The 23,444-nt window shown below is 71.3% G+C and carries 22 protein-coding genes; 10 read left to right on the top strand and 12 right to left on the bottom strand.

The annotated features are described in order from the left end of the window. Positions 1-30: 30 nt before the first annotated feature. Together ACWEJ6_RS40035 and ACWEJ6_RS40030 are read right to left on the bottom strand one after the other, a co-directional pair. Positions 31-687: a M15 family metallopeptidase gene (locus ACWEJ6_RS40035; protein WP_452430718.1), complete on the bottom strand. Its 657-nt coding sequence runs from the start codon at positions 685-687 to the stop codon at positions 31-33. Between the two features lie 12 nt (positions 688-699). Beyond that, complete coding sequence (locus tag ACWEJ6_RS40030; protein ID WP_352323153.1) at positions 700-1,848, bottom strand: ROK family transcriptional regulator; 1,149 nt, start codon at positions 1,846-1,848, stop codon at positions 700-702. A gap of 137 nt (positions 1,849-1,985) precedes the next feature. On the opposite strand from ACWEJ6_RS40030, the gene ACWEJ6_RS40025 reads away from it, so the two are divergent. The 4 genes from ACWEJ6_RS40025 (at position 1,986) to ACWEJ6_RS40010 (ending at position 6,684) form a co-directional block, all read left to right on the top strand. Continuing rightward, positions 1,986-3,305: an extracellular solute-binding protein gene (locus ACWEJ6_RS40025; RefSeq protein WP_352323154.1), complete on the top strand. Its 1,320-nt coding sequence runs from the start codon at positions 1,986-1,988 to the stop codon at positions 3,303-3,305. A 2-nt stretch (positions 3,306-3,307) separates the two neighbouring features. Beyond that, on the top strand, positions 3,308-4,321 hold the full coding sequence (locus ACWEJ6_RS40020) for a carbohydrate ABC transporter permease (RefSeq protein WP_357985677.1): 1,014 nt from the start codon (positions 3,308-3,310) through the stop codon (positions 4,319-4,321). After that, entirely contained in the window at positions 4,318-5,169 is an 852-nt protein-coding gene (locus ACWEJ6_RS40015; protein ID WP_352352381.1) for a carbohydrate ABC transporter permease, read from the top strand. Before ACWEJ6_RS40020 ends, ACWEJ6_RS40015 begins: the two co-directional genes overlap by 4 nt. 75 nt (positions 5,170-5,244) lie before the next feature. Next, a complete protein-coding gene (locus ACWEJ6_RS40010) occupies positions 5,245-6,684 on the top strand; it encodes a glycoside hydrolase family 3 protein (RefSeq protein WP_397160783.1) in 1,440 nt (479 codons plus the stop codon). Positions 6,685-6,708: 24 nt separating this feature from the next. Here ACWEJ6_RS40010 and ACWEJ6_RS40005 read toward each other — a convergent pair whose 3' ends face one another. Next, positions 6,709-7,890, bottom strand: coding sequence for an ROK family transcriptional regulator (locus ACWEJ6_RS40005; protein WP_452430737.1), 1,182 nt, complete (start codon positions 7,888-7,890; stop codon positions 6,709-6,711). Positions 7,891-7,979: 89 nt separating this feature from the next. Between ACWEJ6_RS40005 and ACWEJ6_RS40000 the strand changes: the two genes are divergently transcribed. From ACWEJ6_RS40000 to ACWEJ6_RS39990, 3 genes are all read left to right on the top strand, one after another. After that, on the top strand, positions 7,980-9,854 hold the full coding sequence (locus tag ACWEJ6_RS40000) for an endonuclease/exonuclease/phosphatase family protein (protein ID WP_452430714.1): 1,875 nt from the start codon (positions 7,980-7,982) through the stop codon (positions 9,852-9,854). A gap of 8 nt (positions 9,855-9,862) precedes the next feature. Next, positions 9,863-10,312, top strand: coding sequence for an RrF2 family transcriptional regulator (locus tag ACWEJ6_RS39995; RefSeq protein ID WP_352323159.1), 450 nt, complete (start codon positions 9,863-9,865; stop codon positions 10,310-10,312). 85 nt (positions 10,313-10,397) lie between these two features. Then, positions 10,398-11,177, top strand: a complete 780-nt coding sequence (locus ACWEJ6_RS39990) for a DNA-formamidopyrimidine glycosylase family protein (protein WP_387672275.1) — start codon at positions 10,398-10,400, stop codon at positions 11,175-11,177. Here ACWEJ6_RS39990 and ACWEJ6_RS39985 read toward each other — a convergent pair. The 6 genes from ACWEJ6_RS39985 to ACWEJ6_RS39960 form a co-directional block, all read right to left on the bottom strand. Beyond that, positions 11,174-11,530, bottom strand: coding sequence for a helix-turn-helix domain-containing protein (locus ACWEJ6_RS39985; protein WP_352323171.1), 357 nt, complete (start codon positions 11,528-11,530; stop codon positions 11,174-11,176). The genes ACWEJ6_RS39990 and ACWEJ6_RS39985 overlap by 4 nt on opposite strands. A 286-nt stretch (positions 11,531-11,816) precedes the next feature. Continuing rightward, positions 11,817-12,308, bottom strand: a complete 492-nt coding sequence (locus tag ACWEJ6_RS39980; RefSeq protein ID WP_387672272.1) for a CinA family protein — start codon at positions 12,306-12,308, stop codon at positions 11,817-11,819. A gap of 8 nt (positions 12,309-12,316) precedes the next feature. Further along, entirely contained in the window at positions 12,317-12,889 is a 573-nt protein-coding gene (pgsA, locus tag ACWEJ6_RS39975; protein ID WP_357985696.1) for a CDP-diacylglycerol--glycerol-3-phosphate 3-phosphatidyltransferase, read from the bottom strand. Beyond that, positions 12,886-14,295 (bottom strand): 30S ribosomal protein S12 methylthiotransferase RimO, encoded by a 1,410-nt coding sequence (rimO, locus tag ACWEJ6_RS39970; protein WP_352323163.1) that lies wholly within the window; start codon positions 14,293-14,295, stop codon positions 12,886-12,888. Before rimO ends, pgsA begins: the two co-directional genes overlap by 4 nt. Positions 14,296-14,353: 58 nt before the next feature. Further along, a complete protein-coding gene (locus tag ACWEJ6_RS39965) occupies positions 14,354-15,118 on the bottom strand; it encodes a helix-turn-helix domain-containing protein (protein WP_452430710.1) in 765 nt (254 codons plus the stop codon). 77 nt (positions 15,119-15,195) lie between these two features. Continuing rightward, complete coding sequence (locus ACWEJ6_RS39960) at positions 15,196-17,706, bottom strand: DNA translocase FtsK (RefSeq protein WP_452430707.1); 2,511 nt, start codon at positions 17,704-17,706, stop codon at positions 15,196-15,198. A 123-nt stretch (positions 17,707-17,829) separates the two neighbouring features. Between ACWEJ6_RS39960 and ACWEJ6_RS39955 the strand changes: the two genes are divergently transcribed. Next, on the top strand, positions 17,830-18,009 hold the full coding sequence (locus ACWEJ6_RS39955) for a hypothetical protein (protein WP_452430704.1): 180 nt from the start codon (positions 17,830-17,832) through the stop codon (positions 18,007-18,009). Here the strand turns inward: ACWEJ6_RS39955 and ACWEJ6_RS39950 are convergent. Further along, positions 17,993-18,700: a GntR family transcriptional regulator gene (locus ACWEJ6_RS39950; protein ID WP_452430702.1), complete on the bottom strand. Its 708-nt coding sequence runs from the start codon at positions 18,698-18,700 to the stop codon at positions 17,993-17,995. The two genes, ACWEJ6_RS39955 and ACWEJ6_RS39950, sit on opposite strands and share 17 nt — an antisense overlap. 40 nt (positions 18,701-18,740) lie before the next feature. Between ACWEJ6_RS39950 and ACWEJ6_RS39945 the strand changes: the two genes are divergently transcribed. After that, positions 18,741-19,046: a hypothetical protein gene (locus tag ACWEJ6_RS39945; protein ID WP_452430700.1), complete on the top strand. Its 306-nt coding sequence runs from the start codon at positions 18,741-18,743 to the stop codon at positions 19,044-19,046. 43 nt (positions 19,047-19,089) lie between these two features. Next, positions 19,090-21,552 (top strand): SpoIIE family protein phosphatase, encoded by a 2,463-nt coding sequence (locus ACWEJ6_RS39940; RefSeq protein ID WP_452430697.1) that lies wholly within the window; start codon positions 19,090-19,092, stop codon positions 21,550-21,552. Here ACWEJ6_RS39940 and ACWEJ6_RS39935 read toward each other — a convergent pair. Together ACWEJ6_RS39935 and ACWEJ6_RS39930 are read right to left on the bottom strand one after the other, a co-directional pair. Further along, positions 21,542-22,477: an aldose epimerase family protein gene (locus ACWEJ6_RS39935; protein WP_452430695.1), complete on the bottom strand. Its 936-nt coding sequence runs from the start codon at positions 22,475-22,477 to the stop codon at positions 21,542-21,544. The genes ACWEJ6_RS39940 and ACWEJ6_RS39935 overlap by 11 nt on opposite strands. Then, entirely contained in the window at positions 22,474-23,436 is a 963-nt protein-coding gene (locus tag ACWEJ6_RS39930) for a LacI family DNA-binding transcriptional regulator (protein ID WP_452430693.1), read from the bottom strand. Before ACWEJ6_RS39930 ends, ACWEJ6_RS39935 begins: the two co-directional genes overlap by 4 nt. Positions 23,437-23,444 lie beyond the last annotated feature (8 nt).

The raw sequence follows: 23,444 nt of genomic DNA, 5'->3' as shown, positions 1-23,444 counted from the left end.
TGCCCGTGCCGCTGCCGGGGGAAAACCTGGCTAGAAGGGGGCAGGACCGTACAGGGCGGCGGGGGCGCCGGTGGACATGGCCCAGTAGCGGTCGCCGTACGACCAGTGCCACCACTCGGTCGGGTAGTTGACCAGGCCCACGGGCTCCAGGGCGGCGGCCAGGATCTTGCGGTGGGCGCGGGCCTGCGCCGGGATGCCGGCCGCGGCCGTGTAGCAGGCGCCGCCGCTCTCCTCGGGGTTGTCGTTGACCTGGGTGCCCATGTCGTACTCGGTGCCGTCGGGGGCGCACAGGGTCAGGTCGACGGCGGCCCCGGCCGTGTGGGGGGCGACCTCGACAGGGGACACATAACGACTCGCCGCGATATAGGACTCGTCAGGCGTCATATCGGGATAAGTGGTGAGGAGCTCCGCGCGATACCCCTCGAAGATGCGCCGCTGCGTGGCGATGGGCCGGTATCCCTCGACGATCAGCAGGTGGAAGCCGTCGGGCAACGAGCTCTCGGCCCGCTCCAGCCGGTCGAGCAGCCCCGCCCGCAGGTGCGCGTACGCGCCGTCGGCGTCGGCCAGCCGCGTGTCGATCCGCAGCCGCCCGCGCACGTCGGCCAGCGGCTCACCGCACTCGCGGACGGGGACCGCCGAGACGCGCGGGTCGGAGATGAGGACTACGTCGGTGTCGAGCTGCCACATGGGCAGAAATTCTCACACAGTGTCGGAGAAAACCTGCTCCCGGGCCTGCTCCAGGGCCGCGACCATGGCCCCGCGCAGCACCGCGTTGCCGGTCACTTTGGTGGTCACCACGGTCGGCTGGCTCGGGCACACGCGGGCCACGGCCTCCTCGACCTTGGCGGCCAGCCGCTCGCCGCCGGCCCGGCCGACGTCGCCGCTGAGCACGATCAGCCCGGGGTCGAGCACGACGGCCACGGCCGCCGCGCCCACGGCCAGGCGGCCCGCCACCTCGTCCAGGTAGTCCTCGTCGCCGTTGCGGACCAGGTCGGGCACGGTGTAGCCGATCACGCCGTGCTCGCCGGCCAGGCCGCGCAGGGCGTCGTGGCCCACCAGGCGCTGGAACGAGCCCGACTGCGGCTGCGAGACGTCGGACGGCAGCGGCTCGCCCGGCACCGGCAGCCAGCCGATCTCGCCCGCGCCGCCGGTGATCCCCCGGTGCAGCCGGCCGCCGAGCATGACGCCCAGGCCTTGGCCGACGCCGGCCCAGATGACCACGAAGTCGTCGTGGCCGACGGCGGCGCCGTAGCGGCTCTCGGCCAGGGCGACCAGGTTGACGTCGTTCTCTATCGTCACCGAGCCGCCGAGGGTCTGGCGCAGGCTGGCCAGCACGCCGACGTGCCAGTCGGGCAGGTCGTAGGACCAGCGCACGTCGCCGCTGCGGGGATCGACGACGCCCCGGGTGCCGATGACGAACGAGCGGAGCTGGGAGAGCTCGACGCTGGCCGTGGCGCAGGCCCGCTGGACGGCCGAGTGGACCGCCTTCACCGGATCGCGGGCGTCGGACGGGTTGACCGTCACCTCGACAACGATTTTACCTGTGATGTCCGCCACACCGACAGTGAGGCTGTCGGGCAGCACCTCCAGCCCGGCGACGTACGCGCTCGACGGAACCACCGCGTACAGGGCGGCGTGCGGGCCCCGGCCGCCGGCACGCTCGCCCGCGACCTCCACCAGGCCCCGTTCTTCGAGTCGAGCGAGCAGCTGACCTGCGGTTACCTTGGATAGCCCCGTTCGCTCCCCCAGTTCGGCGCGGGTCAGCGGACCGTCCGCGAGGAGGAGTTCAAGTGCCGAGCGGTCGTTCAACCTGCGCAGCAGCCGGGGGATCCCCGGGCTTCGACTCATTACCGCACCCCTCTCGTCACGAATGGCTAACGAGCGTTTCTTTTAAGAAAGTTTCTTGTTAGTTTAACAGCGTCGTTCGGCATTTGACGATCAGCCTGGTGCGGACCGTAGGCCAGCACCCGGGAAGGGAGAACCCTGTGAGGATCGCGAAGATCACAGCCACTACGGTCACCACGGCCGCCCTGGCCCTGGGCCTGGCCGCCTGTGGGTCAAGCGAGGAGCCGAAGCCGTCGTCCAGCGCGGCCGCCCCCGCTTCCAGTGGCCCGAAGTTCGCGGGCAAGACGCTCAGCGTGTGGCGTCTGGGCGACAGCAACCCCGCCGCCGCCAAGTACATGGAAGAGCTCAACGCCGAGTTCAAGAAGCAGACCGGCGCCGAGGTCAAGCTTGAGTGGATCCCGTGGCCGCAGGTGGCGGACAAGTTCGCCGCCGCCGCGACCGGCACCGGCCCGGACGTGACCGAGATCGGCAACGACCAGGTCCCGATGTGGCAGAGCCAGGACGCGCTCACCCCCATCACCGACATCGCGCGTGAGGGCGACCGGGCCCAGATCCCCGAGAACCTCTATGGCTACGAGACGGTCGACGGCGAGATCTACGGCATCCCGTGGGGCGCCGGCGCCCGCGCGGTGCTCTACCGCAAGGACTGGTTCGCCGACCTGAAGATCGAGGTTCCCAAGACCTGGGACGAGCTCGTCGCCGCGGCCAAGAAGATCCAGAAGGAGAAGGGCGCCGGCGTCGACGGCTTCGCCTTCAACGGCGGCTCCGACGCCAACCACCTGCTGGCCGCGTTCGCCTGGTCCGAGGGCGGCGAGTTCGCCGTCAAGGAGGGCGACAAGTGGGTCGGCAAGCTGACCGACCCCGGCTTCCAGAAGGGCTTCGAGACCTACACCGGTCTGGTCACCGGCGGCCTGTCCAGCAAGGCGAACCTGACGCTGAACACCGTCGACATCCGCAAGCGCTTCGCCAACAACAAGGTGGCGATGTACCTCACCGCCGGCTGGGACCTGCCCGGCATCGAGGAGGACTCGAAGGGCAAGCTGAAGGGCGACAAGCTCGGCTTCTTCCCGCTGCCCGCCAAGACCGGCGGCCTGGCCCCGTCCTTCTTCGGCGGCAACGACATCGCGCTGTGGGGCGGCACCAAGGAGGCCGACCTCGGCAAGGAGTACATCAAGCTCGCCACCAGCAAGACCTGGGCCGACCGCTACGCCAAGGAAGGCGGCCTGCTGCCGGTCTACCCCGACACCCTGGCGGCGCTGAACGAGGACCCGGCGCAGGGCCCGTTCGCCCAGGCCTTCGCCAAGGCCAAGGCGTTCCCGGCCGACCCGAACTGGGCCGAGGCCGACGCCACCAAGGCCGTGCTGCAGAACGCGGCGCGCGCCGTCATCGAGGGCAAGAAGGACACCACCACGGCTCTCGCTGACGCCAACAAGGAACTCGAAGAGATCCTGAACCAGTAACGATGGCGAACACGACTACGGTCACCCGGGGCAGGGGCTCGTCCCCCGCCCCGGGGCGCCGCCGTAAGAAGGGCGGCGGGCCCGTCAAGGCCACCGGGATGCCCACGTGGAGCATCCCGTACGTGCTGCTCATCCCCGGTCTGCTGGTCATCGCGGGACTGCTGCTCTACCCGATGTTCCAGCTCGGCGTGATGGCCTTCCAGAAGGTCGGGCTCGCGCAGATCAGGGGGAGCAAGCCGGCCGAATGGGTGGGCCTGGACAACTTCAACAAGGTCCTCTCCAACGACATCTTCTGGTCGGCTCTGCGCAACACCGTGGTGTTCGCCTTCGTCGCCGTCAGCCTCACGTTGATCGTGGGCACCGCGGTCGGCGTGCTGCTGAACAAGCTCGGCAAGAAGATGTCCCTGTTCGTGGTCATCGGGTGCATGTTCGCCTGGGCCGTGCCGCCGGTCGCGCAGGGCGTCATCTGGCGCTCGCTCTTCGACGCCGAGTCCGGCATCGTGAACTGGCTGCTCAACCTGCTGCCCGACTGGCTGGCCGCGCCACCCGCCGGCCAGCAGGACTGGACGGGCACCCCCTGGCTCAACGACACCTTCCCGCTCTACGTCGCGCTGATCGTGTGCGTGGTGTGGGCCGGGTTCCCGTTCATCGCGGTCTCGGTGCTGGCGGGGCTCAAGGGCATCCCGTCCGAGCTGTACGAGGCGGCCAAGGTCGACGGCTCGGGGGCGTGGCGGACGTTCAGGAAGATCACCCTGCCGCTGCTCAAGCCGGTCTTCGCCGTCCTGACGATCCTGTCGATCATCTGGGACTTCAAGGTCTTCAGCCAGCTCTACGTGCTGATGAACGGCCCGACCAACCGCGACGGTTTCAACCTGTCGATGTACGCGGTCGCGGAGGCGTTCAAGCCCCCGCAGAAGCTGGGCACGGGCGCGGCGATCTCCATCGTGCTGACGATCATCCTGCTCATCATCACCGTCGCGTACGTCCGGCAGATCGTGAAGCAGGAGGAGATGTGAACGCGCTGGCCCGCAAGAAGCTCGGGAAGATCCTCCTGAACACGGCCGGTGTGCTGGTCTTCCTCTACGCGGTCTTCCCCGTCTACTGGATGGTCTCCACCGGTTTCAAGGAGAACGACCAGATCTTCACGACGGAGTTCATCCCGTTCCCGACGCACTTCACCTTCGACCACTTCGCGCGGGTGCTGACCGAGGGCGTGGCGAACAACTCCATCTGGCTCTACATGCGCAACAGCGCGATCGTGGCGCTCGGCACCGTGCTCATCGGCTCGGTCTTCGCGCTGCTGTCGGCCACGGCCATCGCCCGCTTCCGCTTCAAGGGGCGTGGCACGTTCCTGGTCATCCTGCTGATCGTGCAGATGTTGCCGGCCGAGGGCCTGCTCATCCCGCTGTACATGATGGTCAAGCGGGTCGGCCTCGGTGACCAGCTCATCGGGCTGATCATCACCCAGGTCGCGCTGACGCTGCCGTTCGGCATCTGGATGTTGCGCACGTTCGTGGCCGCGGTGCCGCGGACGCTGGAGGAGGCGGCCTGGATCGACGGCGCGAGCCGCCTGACCACGTTCTGGAAGGTGCTGTTCCCGCTGGTCGCGCCGGGGTTGGTGGCCACGAGCATCTTCTCGTTCATCACCGCCTGGAACGATCTGGTGTTCGCCCTCTACCTGATGTCGGGTTCCGAGGGCTACACGATGCCGGTCGCCCTGCAGTACTTCTTCGGCCAGAAGGGCGTCGACTGGGGCGCGATCATGGCCGGTTCCACCCTGATGACCCTTCCGGTGGTCGTCTTCTTCCTGCTGGTACAACGCCGCATGGTCGCCGGTCTCACCGCCGGGGCCGTGAAGGGGTAACAGGCACTGATCCTCGTACGGCTCGGCTGGTCCGGGCCGTACCCGATCGTGCCTTCATTCAAGTGATGAGGAGCCATGAGTCAGAGTGATCGGGGGCTGCGTCGCCTCGCGGCCGGCACGCTGCTCGTCGCCTTCCAGGGCACCACGGCGCCCGACTGGGTGCTGCGTGAGCTGGACAACGGCCTGGGCGGCGTGACGCTCTTCGGGTTCAACGTCGCCGGTCCCGACCAGGTCAGGTCGCTCACCACGACGTTGCGCGCCTCGGCCGAGCCCGTCATCTCGCTCGACGAGGAGGGCGGGGACGTCACCAGGCTGGCCTACCACGTCGGCAGCCCGTACCCGGGGAACGCGGCGCTGGGGGCGGTCGACGACGTGGACCTGACCTGCCGGGTCTACGCGGCGATCGGGTCCGAGCTGGCCGCGTGCGGCATCAACCTGGACCTCGCGCCGAGCGCGGACGTCAACACCGAGGCCGACAACCCGGTGATCGGGACCAGGTCCTTCGGCGCCGACCCGGCGCTGGTGGCCAGGCACACGGTCGCGGCGGTCAACGGCCTGCAGTCGGTGAACGTGGCCGCCTGCGTCAAGCACTTCCCCGGCCACGGCGCCACCCGGGTGGACTCCCACCTGGCCGTGCCCGTCGTGGACGTCGGCCTGGACGTGCTGCGCGCCCGCGAGCTCGCGCCGTTCCGGGCGGCCATCGAGGCCGGCGCCAAGACCGTGATGACCGCCCACGTGGCGGTTCCGGTGGTGACCGGGGACACTCCGGCCACCCTGTCACCCGCCGCTCTGACCGGGCTCCTCAGGGGCGAGCTTGGCTACGACGGCGTGGTGATCACGGACGCGCTGGACATGCACGCGATCACCAAGAGCGTCGGCCTGGCCAACGGCGCCGTGCTCACGCTCGCGGCCGGGGCGGACCTGATCTGCCTCGGCCCGATCCCCGGCGAGGACGACGTCCAGCGGGTCATCGGGGAGATCGTGGCCGCGGTGACCGAGGGCCGCCTGCCGGCCGCCCGGCTGGAGGAGGCGGCCGACCGCGTGGGGGCGCTGCGGGCCTGGTTCGGCACGCCCGAGGTGATCGCGGCCGAGCAGAACGGGGTCGGCCTGCACGCCGCCCGCCGCGCCGTGCGGCTGACCGGCGAGACGGAACCCCTGGTGGAACCCCTGGTGATCGAGGTGGACACCCCGCCGACGATCGCCGTGGGGAACGTGCCATGGGGGGTCGGACCGTGGCTGCCGGACGCCGAGATCGTCCGCGTCGAGCCCGCGGCCGCCGACGTCCCCGCCCTGCTGGCCAAGGCCGCGAACCGGTCGCTGGTCATCGTGGTGAAGGACGCCCACCGCTACCAGGCGAGCCAGGAACTGGTCTCCGCTCTGGTGGCGGCCCGCCAGGACGCGACGGTGATCGAGATGGGCCTGCCCGTCTGGCGGCCCGACAGCGCCGCCTACATCGCCACGTACGGGGCGGCCAGGGCCAACGCCCAGGCCGCCGTGGAACTGATCACCGCCTGAGGCGAACAGCCCAGGCCCGCCGGATCAGGGCGTGAGGAGCTCTTCGCGCGCCTGGTCCAGGGCGGCCAGCACCGCGCCGCGCAGCACCGGGTTGGCGTGGGCGACCGCCGTGGTGACCACCTGCGGCCGCACCGGGCAGATCCGCGCCACGGCCTCCTCCACCCTGGAGGTCAGCGCGGATCCCCCGGCGTGGCCCACCTCCCCGGCCAGCACGACCAGCCCCGGGTCGAGGATCACGCAGACCGCCGCCACGCCCAGCGCCAGCCGGTGGGCGATCTCGTCGAGCATCGGCTCGCCGCGGGGCCCGGCCGCCACCGCGACCTCGACGCACTCGCCGGCGCTGTCGGCCGTGAAACCGTAGCCGCGGGCCAGCTCGGCCACCGCCTCGGCGCTCACCAGCGACTGCAGGCCGCCCGCCAGCGACGGCAGCCGGCCCGGCTTGGTGCGGATGTCCTCCGGCAGCGGCACGCCGGGCACCGGCAGGTAGCCGATCTCCCCCGCGCTGCCCGAACGCCCCCGGTGGAGCTTGCCGCCCAGCATGACGGCCATGCCGAGGCCCCGGCTCGCCCACACCAGCACGAAGTCGTCGACGCCCTTGGCCGCGCCGTCGGCGTACTCGGCGATGGCGGCCAGGTTCACGTCGTTCTCGATCGTCACCTCGCGCCGCAGGTCGCCGGCGAGCGCCTCGTGGATGCCCTCGTGCCAGCCCGGCAGGTCGAAGGAGAAACGCACGTCGCCGCTGCGCGGATCGACCACGCCCGGGGTGCCGATCACCACGCCGCGCAGCTTGGCCAGGCTGACCTTCGCGCTGCGGCACGCCTTGACGATCGCGCCGTGCACGGCGGCCACCGGGTCGTCGTGGCCGCCGGGATCGACGGTGACCTCGGCGATGGTGCGGCCGTGGATGTCGGCGACGGCGGTGGAGATGAGCTCGGGCCCGACCTCCAGACCGGCCACGTACGCGCTGGAGGGGATGACCGAGTAGAGCGCCGCGTTCGGCCCCCTGCCGCCCGCCTGCGCGCCCACCACCTCGACCAGGCCGCGCTCCTCCAGCCGCGCGAGCGTCTGGGAGGCGGTGACCTTGGACAGACCGGTCAGGTCGCCGATCTGCCCCCTCGTCATGGGGCCGGTGGCCAGCAACAGCTCCAGTGCGGCCCGATCGTTGATCTCCCGGAGAAGTCTGGGCACACCAGGACGACGCTCCACGCTGATTCCCACCGTCAATTCGAAAAGGTTGTTGGAAGTTTAGCGTCCCAGCTCTTGCATATCATCGGAGCCGAACACGAGGATGCCTCATGACAATCCCCCGCGGCCCGGCGATCATGCTCGCGCTGGGCCTCGTGCTGCTGCTGGACGTGTTGAGAGTCTTCCTCCCGTCGTTGATCACCCTGTTCGGCCGGGCGGGCGAGACGCCGCCGGAGCTGATGGGCCTCTACGCCGCCGCCTGGTTCATCCTGCCTTTCCTGGCGCTGTTAGCCAAGCCGCGCCACGCTCTGCTCGGCGGCGCCGCGGCGCTGGTCCTCACCAGGATCCTGCTGCAGGCGGGCGTGAGCCAGCTCTACGTCGCCTCCGCCGGCGTCACCGCGGGTCTGGTGTTCCTGTACGGCTGCGCCCACACCGTCCCGCGCCGGGCGGTCCCCGTCGGCGTCATGGGCGGACTGAGCCTGTCGCTGATCGTCCACCTGCTGCTGGACGGCGTGGACCTGGTCTGGCGCGACGGCCTGGTTCCGTGGCTGGCGGTGCTCTGCGTCTGCGCCGCCTTCCTGAGCCTCCTTCGCCCGCCGGCCGCCGAGGTGGACCGCGCGCCCGCGCTGACGTGGTTCCTGCTCGGCCCGGCGATGCTGCTGACCGGCGTCGCCGCCACGGGCTGGGCCAAGCCCGAGGACGGGCCGCCCGCTCTGTGGCAGGTCATCATGGGCACCGGCCTGATCCTCCTCGTTCTGGTGGCCGCCGGGGTGCGGGCCGTCAGGCCGCCGTCCTCCCCCGTCTTGGACCTCGGCGCCGGGGTCCTCCTGGTGCTCTGCGCGGTGAGCTTCCTGTTCGAGTCGTTCACCTCGGCCGGCGCGCTGCTCATCCTCTGGCTCGGCTTCCTGCTCGCCGGGACCGTCCGGCCGGACCGTCCCGGCGGGCGGCGTCCCGGGGTGGCCGTGCTCGGGGGCGGGCTGGTCTTCTTCGTCGGGCTGTTCGTCTACTACGCGGCCTACGACATGAGCCTCGGCTTCCCCAACGGCCTGATCCTCATCGCGGTGGCCGTGCTGGTGGCGGTCCTCACCGTCGTCAAGGCGCTCGCCGCGGACTCGTCCGCCGTCCAGGAGCGCGCCCCGGGGGGATGGCTGCCGCTGGCGGTCGCCGTGCTGCTGGTGGGGCTCGTCACGCTCGGGACGCCGTCCGCGCCGCCCGTACGGGCCAAGCAGGGCGACACCTTCACCCTGATCGCCTACAACATCCGCATGGGCTACGGCCTGGACGGCCGCCTGTCGCTCGACAAGATCGGGGCGTGGGCCGCCGCCCAGAAGCCCGACGTCGTGCTGCTCAGCGAGGTGGACCGCGGCTGGCTGCTCAACGGCGGCCACGACGACCTGGCCAGGATCGCCCGCCGCCTCGGCATGCGCTACCACTTCGCGCCCGCCGCCGACCAGGTGTGGGGCGACGCGCTGCTCACCAACCTCCCGGTCAAGCAGGTGCACTCCCACCCGCTGGGCGCCCACGACTACCCGACGGGGGCGCAGGCCCAGACGGTCGTCCTGGAGGTCGGCGGCAGGGAGGTGGGCATCGTCAACACCCATCTGCAGGCTCCCGAGGGCCAGGCGCCCGAGGTCGCCGCGATCGCCCGCGCCCTGGCCGCCGGCCGGGACGCCGACGAGGCCGGGCGCGGCGCGGCCGGAGCCGGGGAGCAGGTGAGGCGACCGGTGATCCTGGCGGGCGACCTCAACACCCGGCCCACCGATCCGGCCATGGAGGTGCTGAAGGCGGCCGGTCTGAGCGACCCGCTGACCGCGTTCGGGGACCCGCCGACCTCGCCCGCCGACGCCCCCAAGGAGCGCATCGACCACGTGCTGCTCACCAAGGGATTGACCGCGATTTCGGCGCAGGCGCCGCGGTTGCCGTATTCGGATCACCTGCCCGTTCTGACGACCTTGCGCCTAACCAGTGTTGACCAGGAGGGATAATCGAGAACATGCGCCTTTCCGCTCGTGTCGACTACGCCCTCCGTGCCGCCGCTGAACTCGCCGCAGCCGGCGCGGGTCCGACTACCGTGGGTGAGCTCGCCAAGGAACAGGACATGCCTCCCAAATACCTGGAGAACATCCTGCTCCAGATGCGCCGCGCCGGCCTGGTGCGCGGCCAGCGGGGTCCCGAGGGCGGCTACGTGCTGGCCCGGCCCGCCGCGAACATCTCGCTCGCCGACGTGATCAGGGCCGTCGACGGGCCGCTGGCCAATGTGCGGGGCGAGCGTCCCGAACACGTCGGCTACCGGGGTCCGGCCGAGTCGTTGCAGCAGGTGTGGATCGCGTTGCGCGCCACCGAGCGGGCCATCCTGGAGGAGGTCACGCTCGAACAGGTCGCCACGGGCAGCCTTCCCGAGCGCGTCCGCCAGCTCGCCGCCGACCCCGCCGCCTGGGACTGACGACCACTGGCCGGGCCCGGCGGCGGGCGCCCTCGGGCCCCACGGCCGCCGTCCCGGCCGGGAGGCGGGTACCTAGACTGGAGGGATGCCCGAGGGAGACGCCGTCTACCGCACCGCGGCGCGCCTGCGCGGCGCGCTCGACGGCCGCGTGCTGACCAGGTCGGACTTCCGCGTCCCGCGGCACGCCACCGCGGACCTGAGAGGCCGTGCGGTGCTCACCACCGTCTCCAGGGGCAAACATCTGCTGACCCGGGTCGAGGGCGGCCTGACCGTCCACACCCACCTGCGCATGGACGGAAGCTGGCGGGTCATGCCCGCGGGCCGGCGCACGGCCGGCGGCGACCAGGTGCGGCTGATCCTGGCCAACGAGGAGTGGCAGGCGGTGGGGATCAAGCTCGGCATGGTCGACCTGGTCACGACCGCCGACGAGGAGCGCCTGGTGGGGCACCTGGGGCCGGACCTGCTGGGCGCCGACTGGGATCCGGGCGAGGCCGTGCGAAGACTGCGAGCGGCACCGGACAGGACGATCGGCGAAGCGCTGCTCGATCAGCGCAACCTGGCGGGGATCGGCACGATCTATCGCGCCGAGACCCTGTTCCTGCGCGGGATCTGGCCGTGGCGGAAGGTCGGGGAGATCGAGGATCTCGAAGGGCTCGTCACGCTGGCCCACCGGCTGCTGGAGGCCAACAAGGGGCATGGCGGCACGGTGACGACAGGTGATCGCCGCCCGGCGAACCAGACCTGGGTCTACGGCAGGGCAGGGAGACCCTGTCGCCGATGCGGCACGCGCATCAGCCGCGGGGAGATGGGGGCACAGCCACAGGAAAGGCTGATCCTGTGGTGTGGTGGCTGCCAGCCGCGTTAGGCCGCCACCATGTCCTTGACCTCGGGGAAGACAGTGTCGCCGATCGAACCGGGAACCGTCTCGGCAAGGGGCAGGCGCTCGTGCTCGGGCATGTCGGCCAGAACAGGCGCGGCCTGGAGCTCCGCCAGCGCGAACTGGTCGGAAACCTCACGCAACACCTGCGAGAGCGGCACACCGAGGGCACCGCAAATGGACGCGAGCAGCTCGGACGAGGCTTCCTTCTGGCCACGCTCGACCTCGGAAAGATAACCGAGCGAGACACGCGCCAGCGTGGACACCTCGCGTAGCGTGCGCCCCTGACGCACCCGCAACCGCCTCAGCACGTCACCGAGCAGCTGACGCAGCAGAATCATCTGTCGCTCCCTCCCCGGCGTGGATGTCTTCACCACGCCCCGCGCGATCGGATCGTGCCGCACATTGGTCTTCTTGGCTTCGTACATACTCCTCGCCGTCATCATGGGGCGTCGCCTCCCCGGGTCTGCCGCTCGTGCCTGGTCGCGCGACTCATCAGGCCCGCCTGCCGGGCGCTCGGTGCTTGCAGTTGGCTCACGGACCTCACTCACAGCTCCACCGTACCCGTATCCACCGACACCGCGTCAGACCGTGCTTCGCATGTTCGCTCGGGACGTAACACGGTAATCATCCGGAATGTTCCCCTTTGTTGGCCTTCAGCACACCTGCGAGGAGATCGACTGCCTCGTGCACCGTCCTTACCCGGATACGTTCGCGCGACCCCTCAAGGCTCAACGCACGTACCAGGTTCTCCCCGCCCGGGCCGTGGACCGCGGCGTACACCAGGCCCACGGGCTTTCCGTCCTGGGGTTCCGGGCCGGCCACACCCGTCACGGCCAGCCCGTATGCCGCCCCGCACACCCGGGCGACCCCTTCGGCCATCGCCGCGGCCACCTCGGGATGCACGGCCCCCTCGCGGCTCAGCAGCTCGCCGGGCACGCCCAGCAGATCACGCTTGAGATCGGTGGCGTAGGAGATCACCCCGCCCCGGAAGGCCTTGGACGCCCCCGAGACCGACGTGAACGCGGCCCCGATGAGCCCGCCGGTCAACGACTCGGCCACCGCCACGGTGGCGTCCTGCCGCACCAGCAGTGCCAGAACCTCGGCCACGTCCGCCATCGCTCAGATCACTCCCCACGCGCCCGTCTGGCCACCTGGCGCAGCTTGACCGCCCGTACGAGATAGTCGACGCCCGTCGCGACGGTCACGACCAGCGCCGCGCCCATCACCACCCATCGCAGCGGGTCGGGCACCCCCGGCAGGATGTAGAGCACGATGGCGGCGATCTGCAGCACGGTCTTGACCTTGCCGCCGTAGCTGGCCGGGATGACCGCGTGCCGCAGCAGGACCAGCCGGAGCAGGGTGATGCCCAGCTCGCGGCCCAGGATCACGATCGTGACCCACCACGGCAGCTCGTCGAGGATCGACAGGCACACCAGCGCCGCCCCGGTGAGCGCCTTGTCGGCGATCGGGTCGGCGATCTTGCCGAAATCGGTGATCAGCCCGTAGCGGCGGGCCAGCTCGCCGTCGAGATGGTCGGTGATCGAGGCGACCCCGAACACCCCCAGGGCGGCCAGCCGCCAGCCGGTGCCGGGCAGGAACAGGCATGCGACGAAGAAGGGGACGAGCGCCAACCGGAGGACCGTGAGGACGTTGGCGATGTTCCACGGGCTCACCACGCGGCGCTCGTCCCTGGTCATGGACTGGCCTTGATGCGCGCGATCAGGTCAACCCCCTCGGCGTCGACCACGACCGCGCGCACGATCTGTCCCTTGACCAGGCCGATGCCCTGGACCGTCACCGAGCCGTCGACCTCCGGGCCCTGGTGGGCGGCCCGGCCCTCGTAGCCGCCGTCTCCCAGGTCGTCGTCGATGAGCACGTCGACCTCCGTGCCGATGCGCTCCTCCGCGCGCTGGGCGGTCAGCTCCTCCGCCAGCTCGGTGAGCACGCGCACGCGCTCGTCGATGACCTCCTGGTCGAGCTTGCCCGGCAGGTTGGCCGCCTCCGTGCCGTCTTCGTCGGAGTAGCCGAACACGCCGATCACGTCGAGCCTGGCCTGCTCCAGGAAGCCGACCAGCTCGCCGAACTCCTCCTCGGTCTCGCCCGGGAAGCCGACGATGAAGTTGGAGCGCACGCCCGCCTCGGGAGCGCCCTTGCGCACGCTCTCCAGGAGGCCGAGGAACCGCTCGGGATCGCCGAAGCGGCGCATCCGGCGCAGGACGCCGCCGCTGGCGTGCTGGAAGGACAGGTCGAAGTAGTCGGCCACGCCCTCGGTGGCGGTGATGACGTCGATCAGCCCCGGCCGCAGCTCGGCGGGCTGCAGGTAGCTGACCCGCACCCGGTCGATGCCCGGCACGGCGGCGAGCTGCGGCAGCAGCTTCTCCAGCGCCCGCAGGTCGCCCAGGTCCTTGCCGTAGGAGGTGGAGTTCTCCGAGACCAGGACGAGCTCGCGCACGCCACGATGAGCCAGCCAGTCGGCCTCGGCGAGCAGCTCGTCGGGGTTGCGCGAGACGTAGGCCCCGCGGAAGGCCGGGATGGCGCAGAACGTGCAGCGCCGGTCGCAGCCGGAGGCCAGCTTGAGCGAGGCGACCGGGCTCTCGTCGAGGCGTTTGCGCAGCACGCGCGGGCCGCTGGCGGGCGCGAGCCCGTCGGGCAGCTCGCCGTGGCCCGGGATGCCGGTCTTGGGCGCGCTGCCGCGCTCGACCGGCGAGATGGGCAGCAGCGTGCGGCGGTCGCGCGGCGTGTGCGGCTTGAGCGGACGCCCGGCCAGCACGTCGTCGAGCCGGCCGCCGATCTCGGTGTAGTCGTCGAAGGAGATGACGGCGCTCGCCTCGGGCAGTGCCTCGGCCAGCTCGTTGCCGTAGCGCTCGGCCATGCAACCCGCGGCCACCACCTTCGCCCCGGAGTCGGCGGCGGCGAGCAGCGTGTCGATGGAGTCTTTCTTGGCCGAGTCAATGAAGCCACACGTGTTGACGACGACGACGTCGGGGTCGTCGTCGCCCAGCTGCCAGCCGGCAGCCTCTAGTCGCGCGGCCAGCTCCTCGGAGTCGACCTCGTTGCGCGCGCAGCCCAGGGTGATCAGCGATGCGGTTCGGCGGGATGACATGGTGAACACTACGGTATCGGGAGTTGGCCACCACCTGATGCACGGCCTCCCCGCCGGACTACCGCGGAGGCGACGCGTCGAGGCCGAACGAGCGGGTCACCATCTCGCCCCGACCCCCGAGTTTGTCCACCTTCTTGCCGTTGACCTGCAAGGACACCGCTCCGGCGTCACCGAGGAGCAGGCTGACCTTCTCGGCGGCCCGCCAGGTCGAGCTGTCTCCGGCCTTCAACATCCCGGCGAAGAGCATCCGGCCCTGACCGTCGCGCACGTTCACGTACGACGTACGCCTGGCCTCGATCTTCAGGGTGACCATGCCTTTGCCCGCTTTGCCCTTGCCCGCCGCGACCCTGGGCCCCTCGGTGATGGGCGTGTTCGGCGGCACGCTGGGCTTGGGCGTGATGGCGTGCACGTCGGCGGTGCGCACCTGGTCGCTCGCGCCGCCGAGCACGCGGACCGTGCCGAACACCACCACGACGGCCAGCGCCACGCCGAGCGCCATCGTCCAGTTGGGCCCCCGGCGTTCGCGCAGGGCGAGCGTGCGGTCGGCCTGGAACACGGCGGCGGCGCGGACGGGCTGCGGCGCCCCGCCGTGTTGCTGGTCGAACAGGTGGACCGTGGCCTCGGGATCGAGCCCGACGACCTTGGCTATGGCCTTGACGTGACCGCGGGCGTAGAACCCGCCCCCGCACTGTTCGTAGTCTTCCTGCTCGATCCGATTGATGATCGTTTCTCGGATCCGGGTCGCCGCGCTGACCTGCGCGACCGTCAATCCCGCCGCCTGCCTGGCCGCTGCCAGCATGGCCCCGATGCTCTGTTCCTGCACAGCGAACGCCTCCCCACCACGACAGTGCGTAGTGGTTCATATTCAATCAGTTATCGCCGTGGAACCGTGCATTGGGGTCATTCGCCACGCAGGTCGGCCAGCAGGCCGGGCAGATCGTCCGGTTTCACCAGCACTTCCCGGGCCTTGGAGCCTTCGCTGGGGCCCACCACGTTGCGGCTCTCCAGCAGGTCCATCAGCCGTCCGGCCTTGGCGAAGCCGACCCGCAGCTTGCGCTGCAACATCGAGGTCGAGCCGAACTGGGTGGTCACGATCAGCTCGGCGGCCTGGATCAGCAGGTCGAGGTCGTCGCCGATCTCCTCGTCGATCTCCCGCTTGACCGGCGCGGCGGCCACGTCGTCGCGGTACTCGACCTGCATCTGCTCCTTGCAGTGCGTGACGATCTCGGCGATCTCCTTCTCCGAGACGAACGCGTTCTGGATCCGGATGGGCTTGCTCGCGCCCATCGGCAGGAACAGCGCGTCACCCTGGCCGACCAGCTTGTCGGCGCCCGGCTGGTCGAGGATGACCCGCGAGTCGGTCAGCGACGACACCGCGAAGGCCAGCCTGGACGGCACGTTGGCCTTGATCAGGCCGGTGACGACGTCGACCGAGGGCCGCTGGGTGGCGATCACCAGGTGGATGCCGGCCGCGCGGGCGAGCTGCGTGATGCGCACGATCGAGTCCTCGACGTCGCGCGGGGCCACCATCATGAGGTCGGCCAGCTCGTCCACGATCACCAGCAGGTACGGGTAGGGCTGGTAGACCCGCTCGCTGCCCGGCGGCGGCACGAGCTTGCCCGCGCGCACGGCCTTGTTGAACTCGTCGACGTGCCGGAACCCGCTGGCGGCCAGGTCGTCGTAGCGGCGGTCCATCTCGCCCACGACCCATTCCAGGGCCTCCGCGGCCTTTTTCGGGTTGGTGATGATGGGCGTGATGAGGTGCGGGATGCCCTCGTAGACGCTGAGCTCGACGCGCTTGGGGTCGACCAGCACCATGCGCACCTCGTCGGGGGTGGAGCGCATGAGGATGCTGGTGATGAGGCCGTTGACGCAGACCGACTTGCCGGCGCCGGTCGCGCCCGCGATGAGCAGGTGGGGCATCTTGGCGAGGTTGGCGACGATGGTCCGTCCCTCGACGTCCTTGCCCAGGCCCACGATCATCGGATGGTGGTCGGCCTGGGCCACCTGGGAGCGCAGCACGTCGCCGAGCGCGACCAGGTCCTTGTCGGCGTTGGGGATCTCGACGCCGATCGCCGACTTGCCGGGGATGGGAGACAGGATCCGGACGTCGGCCGACTTGACGGCGTAGGCGATGTTCTTGGTGAGGGCGGTGACCTTCTCCACCTTGACCGCCGGGCCCAGCTCGATCTCGTAGCGGGTGACCGTCGGGCCGCGGGTGAAGCCGATCACCTGCGCGTCGATGGAGAACTGCTCCAGCACGCTGGTCAGCGCGTTGACCACGGTCGTGTTGGCCTTGGTCTGCGGCTTGGGCGCGGTGCCTGGCTTGAGGAACTGCAGGTCGGGCAGGCTGTACGGCCCCGCCTGCGGCGACAGCACGAGCTGCTCGACCTTGCGCGGCGCGGGCGTGGGCTCCGGCGGCTCCGGCCTGCGCTCGGGCACGGACGGCTCCTCGTCCGCGGGCCCGTCGACGAGCCCCGGCACGATCTCCGGCGAGTGGTCGGCCAGCTTGTCCTTCTCGGCGATGACCGGGGTGTCGTACGGCTTGACCGTCTCGGCGCCCTCGACCTCCGCCTTCTTGGCCCGCGGCCGGCGCTTGGCGGGCTCGCGCGGGGCGAGCGGCTCGGCGTGCCGCTCGAACAACATGTGCCGCAGCTCCGACAGCCGCTCGGGGATGCGGTGGACGGGCGTGGCGGTGATCACCAGCACGCCGAACCCGGACAGGAGCAGCAGCAGCGGGATCGTGATCCAGGACGGCAGGATGCTCATCGGCGGCGCCGACACGATGAACCCGATCATGCCGCCGGCGGCCGACACCTTGTCCATGCCCTGCCCCTGGCCCGCCGGGTAGGGGGTGTCGTTGGCCACGTGGATGACGCCGAGCACGCCGACCATGAGCGCGCTCCACCCGATGACCATGCGGCCGGTGTCGGCGTTCTGGTCGGGGTGGCGCAGGTAGCGCCAGGCCAGCAGGCCGAGCAGCAGCGGCAGCGCCCAGGCCAGCGAGCCGAACACGGCGTGCACGACGGTGTTCACGACGCCGGAGACCGTGCCCTCGGGGTTGCGCCAGGTCATCGAGGCCAGCACGATCGCGCCGGCCAGCACCGACAGGCCCACGCCGTCGCGCCGGTGTGCGGGGTCGAGCTCGCGGGCGTTCTTGCCGAGCGCGCGGGCGGTGCTGCCGATGCCGTTGGCGAGCAGCATCCACAGCCCGACGATCAGCTTGCCGATCATCGTGAAGACCCAGCTGATCGGGTCGGGATGGGTCACGGAGGACTTGCGGCCGGAGCTCGCGGCCTTCGCCCTCGGTCGCCCCGCCGCCGTGGCCGGCCGCTTCGCGGGGGTCGATCGAGGCGAGGTCGACCGCTTCGCCGGCCCCTTCGATGCGCTTTTCGGCGTACGGGTGGCCATGATGCCAAAGGTACGTCGGAGACGGCGTCGCACGCGCGGAGACGCGCCGTGCGCCCGAAATGTCCTACTGTCTTCATATAGATGACTGATCACGTTCGGTGGCGTCGTGCATCGTCCGCCGTCATGACGTACACGCTGATCCCTCTCACCGACGTCCATGTCGTGCCCGAGGAGCCGCTGCACGGCTCGGCGGACCCGGTGGGCGCCCTGCGGGCCGCGCCGGCCGCCGTCCCGGCCTCAGGGACGGACGCCGCCGCCGGTCTACGAGCCGGCACCGAGGTCCTGCTCAGTCATATCGGGTGACGAACGAGATCATGTCGCCGCGACAGCGCCGCTCGACGTGACACAGGGGCTGCCCGTCGTGCGTGAGCAGCCCCTCCCGCACCAGCACCGCCTCGCCCGCCTGCATCTCCAGCATGCTCTGGTCGTGCAGGTCGGCGGGCTCGGCCGAGATGGCGTGCCAGGCGTAGCGGTAGGCGTGCCCGGCGGCCTCCAGCGCGGCGAGCACGCCCGCCCTGGCGTCGAGGCGCAGCCCGGCCAGCTCGGGGGCCAGGCGGTAGCGGCTGAGCACGCAGGGCCGCTCGGCGTTGCGGAGCAGGGTGGTGATCTCGTGCACGACGCCGCCGGGCAGCCGCAGGTGACCGGCCGCCACCGGATGCGCCGTCTCCGCGCGCTCCACGACCCGCTCGCCGCCGCCGAACACGCCCGCCATGCCCGCGATGTCCGAAGGGCGGTGCCGGCGCGTCTCGGGGTCGACGGAGACCTCGATCCGGCGCGGCGCCCGCCTGACGAAGCTCCCGAGCCCCTGCCGGGTCTCGACCAGGCCGGCCTTGCGCAGCTCCACCATCGCCTGGCGGGCGGTCAGCCGGTGGACGCCGTAGCGCTCGGCCAGCGCGTCCTCGGTCGGCAGGCGCTCGCCCGGCGCCAGCTCGCCCGACTCGATGGACCTGCCGAGGACTTGGGCGATCTCCCGGTAGCGGGCTTGTCGTGGCACGTGAACACCTTAAAGGCGCCGCAGGGTTCTGCGTCCGGGCGTGCTCTACCGCTCGGCGCAACCGCACACCCTCACCCCCGAGGACGCCCGGCTGGTCGCCGGCCTCCGGCTCATCGCCGACGGCCTGCCCGTGGTCTCGGGGGCGGCGACCGGCGTGTGCTACGCGATCGACCTCGGCATGGTGACCCAGGTGCTGCCCGACGAGCGCGAGGCCGGGGCGCTTCCTGGCCTGCGCGGTCGTGACGGCCGCGCAGGCGCCGTTGGCCGGCCTTCCGCGGGACGTGCGCCAGCCGGGAGCACCTTCTTCACAACCGGAGGTATCAACGGCACCCATCTGACACTCTGACTGTGACCGAACTGCCACAACGAGTGATGTTCTAGGACGCACAGTGGACACGACCAGAGTGTCGAGCACAGCCTTCGACGGCACTCCGCACGCCCCGGCGCACGCGCGCCGCTTCATCCGCCAGGTGCTCGGCGAGTGGCGCCTCAACCACCTGACGGAGGACGCGGTGCTGCTGACCAGTGAGCTCGTCACCAACGCCGTGCTGCACGTGGGCACCGGCATCGAGCTGACCTGCCGCCTCGACGTCGCGGCGAGCCCGGCCAGGCTGGAGATCGAGGTCGACGACCACCGGCCCGGCAGGACGGTCCCGACCCCCGAGGCCATGTCCACCGACCCCGCGCGCACGTCCGGGCGCGGGCTGGCGCTGGCCGCCATGCTGGCCGACGCCTGGGGCGTCACCTACACCAGGACCGCCAAACGGGTGTGGGTCCGCATGGAGCTGACCGACGGGCCCGACCACCAGGAGGTCATGGTCGGCACGCCGGGCCTGGCGCCCGCCACCGTGGCCGCGCCCATCGAGGGGCTGCACGTCGGGGTGCTGCTCGCCGACGGCGACGGGACCGTGCAGTCGTGGAACTCCGAGGCCGAGCACCTGCTGGGCTGGACGTCCGAGCAGGCCGTCGGCAGGCCGCTGGCCGACCTGGTGGCCTGGCGCGGCCACGGCCCGTACGCGATGTCCCTGGCCGGCACCCTGTCCCTGGGCCGCTGGCGGGGCGAGGCGCGCATGCGCCACCTCGACGGCCGGCTGATCCCCGTCTACGTCTCCCACGTGCGCAGCCGCGGCGGGCCGCAGGACCGGCGGTCGATCTGGATGATGGTGGCCGGCGACCACCGCTACGTGCTGACGCCGCCGGCCGCGCCGCTGCGCCGGGAGGCCGGGCGGCGGATCAAGGACCTGCTCGACCGGGACATGCCGTTCGCGGAGCTGCTGGACACCATCGCGCGGATCGTCCAGACCAGCAGCGGCGGCGACGCGGCGTACGTGCTGCTGGCCGCCGAGGGCGGCGACCGGTTCGGCGTGGCCGCGGGCGCGGGCGCGACGGCGGGGCTGGTCGGCGTGCTGGCCGCGGGCGTGTTCGGCCCCGACGGCAGGACGCCGTCGATGATCGACGACCTGCTGGCCGGCGACGTCGAGCTGGCCCAGCAGCTGCGGGCCAGGTCGCTGGCGTGCGCGCCGATGAGCGTGGGCGGCGAGGTGACCGGCTACATCGTGGTGACCGCGGCCCAGCCGGGCCGCTTCGACCAGGAGCTCACGGTCAGCCTGCAGCACATCGCCGACCAGGTGGCCGTGCCGGTGCAGCGCGAGCGGCTGGCCGAGCGCGAGCGCGCCCACCGGGGCCGGCTGTCGTTCCTGGCCGAGGCGGGCGAGCTGCTGGCCGGGGTGCACGACGAGGAGCTGATCGCCGCGCTGACCGCGCAGCTCGTCGTGCCCAAGATCGCGACGTGGGCGGCGGTCTACCTGACCGATCTGGCGGGCATGACCAGGCTGGCGCACGTCTGGCACAGCGAGGAGCGCTACAACGCCAACCTGCGCAGGTCGCTGCCGGCGATCCCGCGCACCGCGCTCAACGAGGTGAGCTGGCCGGTCGGCCCCGAGACGGTGCTGTCGTTCCCGCTGCTCACGCAGGGCAGGTCGCACGGCGCGCTGGTGATCGGCCGCGCCGAGCCGACCCTGCCGCTGGAGCTGGCCGACCTGCTGGCCGACCTGTGCCGGCTGGTCGCGCTCAACCTGCACACCGCCATGCTGTACGCCCGCCAGGCGACCACCTCCCGGGTGTTGCAGCGCAGCCTGCTGCCCATGCGCGTGGCCCCCATGCCGGGCCTGGAGTCGGCGGTCGTCTACGAGCCGGCCGAGGAGGGCGCCGACGTGGGCGGCGACTTCTACGATCTGTTCACCGTCTCCGACCACTGGTGCTTCGCCCTCGGCGACGTGTGCGGCAGCGGCCCCGAGGCGGCCGCGGTGACCGGCCTGGCCCGGCACGCCGTCCGGCTGCTGGCCAAGGAGCACTACACGGTGGCCGACATCCTCGACCGGCTCAACCAGGCCCTGCTGGAGGAGGGCGACGACGGCCGTTTCCTGAGCCTGCTGTGCGGGGAGCTGATCCCGCTGCCCCAGGGCGGCGCGCTGTGCACGATCGCGTCCGCCGGGCACCCGCCGCCGCTGCTGTTGCGCGCCGACGGCGCGGTCGACACGGTGGCCGCGCCGCAACTGCTGCTCGGCGTCGAGGCCGGCGCCAGGTTCTACGTCGAGACGTTCGAGCTGGCGCCGGAGGAGGTGCTGCTGTGCGTCACCGACGGCGTGACCGAGCGGCGCGACGGCGACCGGCTGCTCGACGACGACGACGGCCTGTCGGCGCTGCTGTCCACCTGCCGCGGGCTGAGCGCCCACGCGGTGGCCGAACGCGTGCGGCACGCGGTCGAGACGTTCGCCCAGGAGCCGTCGCAGGACGACGTGGCGCTGCTGGTCATCAAGGCCGCGACGGAGCTGCGCGGGGTCAGGCCGTGAAGCGGTAGGTGGTCGAGGAGGCGTGGCGCTCGCCGGGCCGCAGCACGGTCGAGGGGAAGTGCGGCTGGTTCGGCGAGTCGGGGAAGTGCTGGGTCTCCAGGCACAACCCGGCGAAGGGCCCGTACGGCGTGGCCACCCCGTCGAGCATGCCGCCCGTGTAGAACTGCACGCCCGGCTCGGTGGTGGTCACCCGCATGGTCAGGCCGCCCGCGCTGACCTCGATGTCGCCGTCGAGCACGTAGCAGTGGTCGTAGGCGCCGCCCATCCGCTCGCCCACCACGTGCGGCTCGGTGAAGTCGAAGGGGGTGCCCTTGACCGGCGCGAGCTCCCCGGTGGGGATCTTGCCGTCGTCCACCGGGAGGTAGTGGGCGGCGTCCAGCCTGACCAGGTGGCCGAGCACGTCGCCGCCGCCGGTCAGGTTGAAGTAGGAGTGGTTGGTGAGATTGAGCACGGTGGGCGCGTCGGTCTCGGCGGCGTAGTCGAGGCGGAGGGCGTCGTCCTCCAGGGTGTAGGTGACCGCGGCGGTGAGTGTGCCGGGGTAGCCCTGGTCGCCGTCGGGGCTGGTCAGTTCCAGGGTGACGGAGGCGGGGGTGCGGGCGGTGATCGTCCAGACCTTGCCGTCGAAGCCCTCGGTGCCGCCGTGCAGGCTGTTGGGGGCGTTGTTGACCGGCAGGCGGTGCTCGCGGCCGTCGAGGGTGAAGCGGCCGCCGGCGATGCGGTTGCCGTAGCGGCCGACCACGGCGCCGAAGTAGCGGCTGCGGGTGCGGTAGTCCTCCAGCGTGTCCAGGCCGAGCACGACGTCGAGGCCGGAGACCGCCAGCGAGCGCAGGACGGCGCCGTAGGTCAGCACCTCGGCGCGTAGCCGTCCGGACGACAGCTCCACGCGCTCGACGGTCTCCCCCGACGGCAGCGTTCCGAAGATCATGATTGGGCCCTTCCCGTGGACTCGCGGACGATGAGGTCGGTGTCCAGGTTGATCACCGCGCCCTCGCCCTCTGACTGCAGCAGCAGGTCGACCGCCATCCGCCCGGCCACCGCGGCGGGCATCGCCACCGTGGTGAGCTTGGGCCGGGCGAGCCGCCCCGGCAGGATGTCGTCGAACCCGATCACGCTGATCCGGCCCGGCACCTCGACGTCGATCGCGGTGAGCCCTTCGATGAGGCCGAGCGCGACGAGGTCGTTGTAGGCCAGCACGCCGGTCGCCCCGCAGGCGGCCACCTCCGGCGCCACCGCCAGGCCGCCGGACTCGGTGGGCTGGTTGGGGCCGAAGAAGAGCAGGTCGAGGCCCGGCATCTCGGCCGCGGCGGCCTGCATCTCGTTGCTGGTCCACGAGCCGGGCGGGCCGGACAGCAGGGCGATCCTGCGGTGGCCGAGCCCGGCCAGGTGCTCCAGCGCGAGCCTGGCGCCCTTGCCGACGTCCATCAGCACCGCGGGCATGCCCTTGATCCGCCGGTTGACCAGCACGAACGGCACGTCCTCCGCCAGGCGTTCGATCATCCGGTTGGACAGCCGGGGGCTGCACAGCAGCACGCCGTCCACCTGCTTGGCGAACGTGCGGATCAGCTCCTCCTCGACCCGCGGATCCTCGTCGGTGTCGGCCACGAAGACGTGGTAGTCGCGCCCCCGCGCCTGCGCCTGCGCGGCCTTGATGAGCGGCGGGAAGAAGGGGTTGGCGATGTCGGCGACGATGAGGCCGAGGTTGAACGTGCGGCCGGTCGTCAGCGCCCTGGCCGCTCTGTTGGGCCGGTAGCCGAGGTCGTCGGCGGCGGCCAGCACCCGGTTCCGCGTGGCAGGATTGACCAGGTGCGGCGCCGAGAACGTGCGCGAGACGGTCGACACGTGCACGCCGCAGGCGCGGGCGACGTCTTTGATCGTCACCGTCATGGCCGTCC

This window comes from Nonomuraea sp. NPDC004702 (genome assembly GCF_053601695.1).
Note: the sequence above shows the minus strand (reverse complement) of the source record. Positions and strands in the feature narration are given on the sequence as shown.

Coding starts and splice junctions, on each gene's coding strand:
- ACWEJ6_RS40035 (WP_452430718.1), bottom strand. CDS start 687: ATGTGGCAGCTCGACACCGACGTAGTCCTCATCTCCGACCCGCGCGTC.
- ACWEJ6_RS40030 (WP_352323153.1), bottom strand. CDS start 1,848: ATGAGTCGAAGCCCGGGGATCCCCCGGCTGCTGCGCAGGTTGAACGAC.
- ACWEJ6_RS40020 (WP_357985677.1), top strand. CDS start 3,308: ATGGCGAACACGACTACGGTCACCCGGGGCAGGGGCTCGTCCCCCGCC.
- ACWEJ6_RS40010 (WP_397160783.1), top strand. CDS start 5,245: ATGAGTCAGAGTGATCGGGGGCTGCGTCGCCTCGCGGCCGGCACGCTG.
- ACWEJ6_RS40000 (WP_452430714.1), top strand. CDS start 7,980: ATGACAATCCCCCGCGGCCCGGCGATCATGCTCGCGCTGGGCCTCGTG.
- ACWEJ6_RS39995 (WP_352323159.1), top strand. CDS start 9,863: ATGCGCCTTTCCGCTCGTGTCGACTACGCCCTCCGTGCCGCCGCTGAA.
- ACWEJ6_RS39990 (WP_387672275.1), top strand. CDS start 10,398: ATGCCCGAGGGAGACGCCGTCTACCGCACCGCGGCGCGCCTGCGCGGC.
- ACWEJ6_RS39985 (WP_352323171.1), bottom strand. CDS start 11,530: ATGATTCTGCTGCGTCAGCTGCTCGGTGACGTGCTGAGGCGGTTGCGG.
- ACWEJ6_RS39980 (WP_387672272.1), bottom strand. CDS start 12,308: ATGGCGGACGTGGCCGAGGTTCTGGCACTGCTGGTGCGGCAGGACGCC.
- pgsA (WP_357985696.1), bottom strand. CDS start 12,889: ATGACCAGGGACGAGCGCCGCGTGGTGAGCCCGTGGAACATCGCCAAC.
- rimO (WP_352323163.1), bottom strand. CDS start 14,295: ATGTCATCCCGCCGAACCGCATCGCTGATCACCCTGGGCTGCGCGCGC.
- ACWEJ6_RS39960 (WP_452430707.1), bottom strand. CDS start 17,706: ATGGCCACCCGTACGCCGAAAAGCGCATCGAAGGGGCCGGCGAAGCGG.
- ACWEJ6_RS39955 (WP_452430704.1), top strand. CDS start 17,830: ATGACGTACACGCTGATCCCTCTCACCGACGTCCATGTCGTGCCCGAG.
- ACWEJ6_RS39935 (WP_452430695.1), bottom strand. CDS start 22,477: ATGATCTTCGGAACGCTGCCGTCGGGGGAGACCGTCGAGCGCGTGGAG.
- ACWEJ6_RS39930 (WP_452430693.1), bottom strand. CDS start 23,436: ATGACGGTGACGATCAAAGACGTCGCCCGCGCCTGCGGCGTGCACGTG.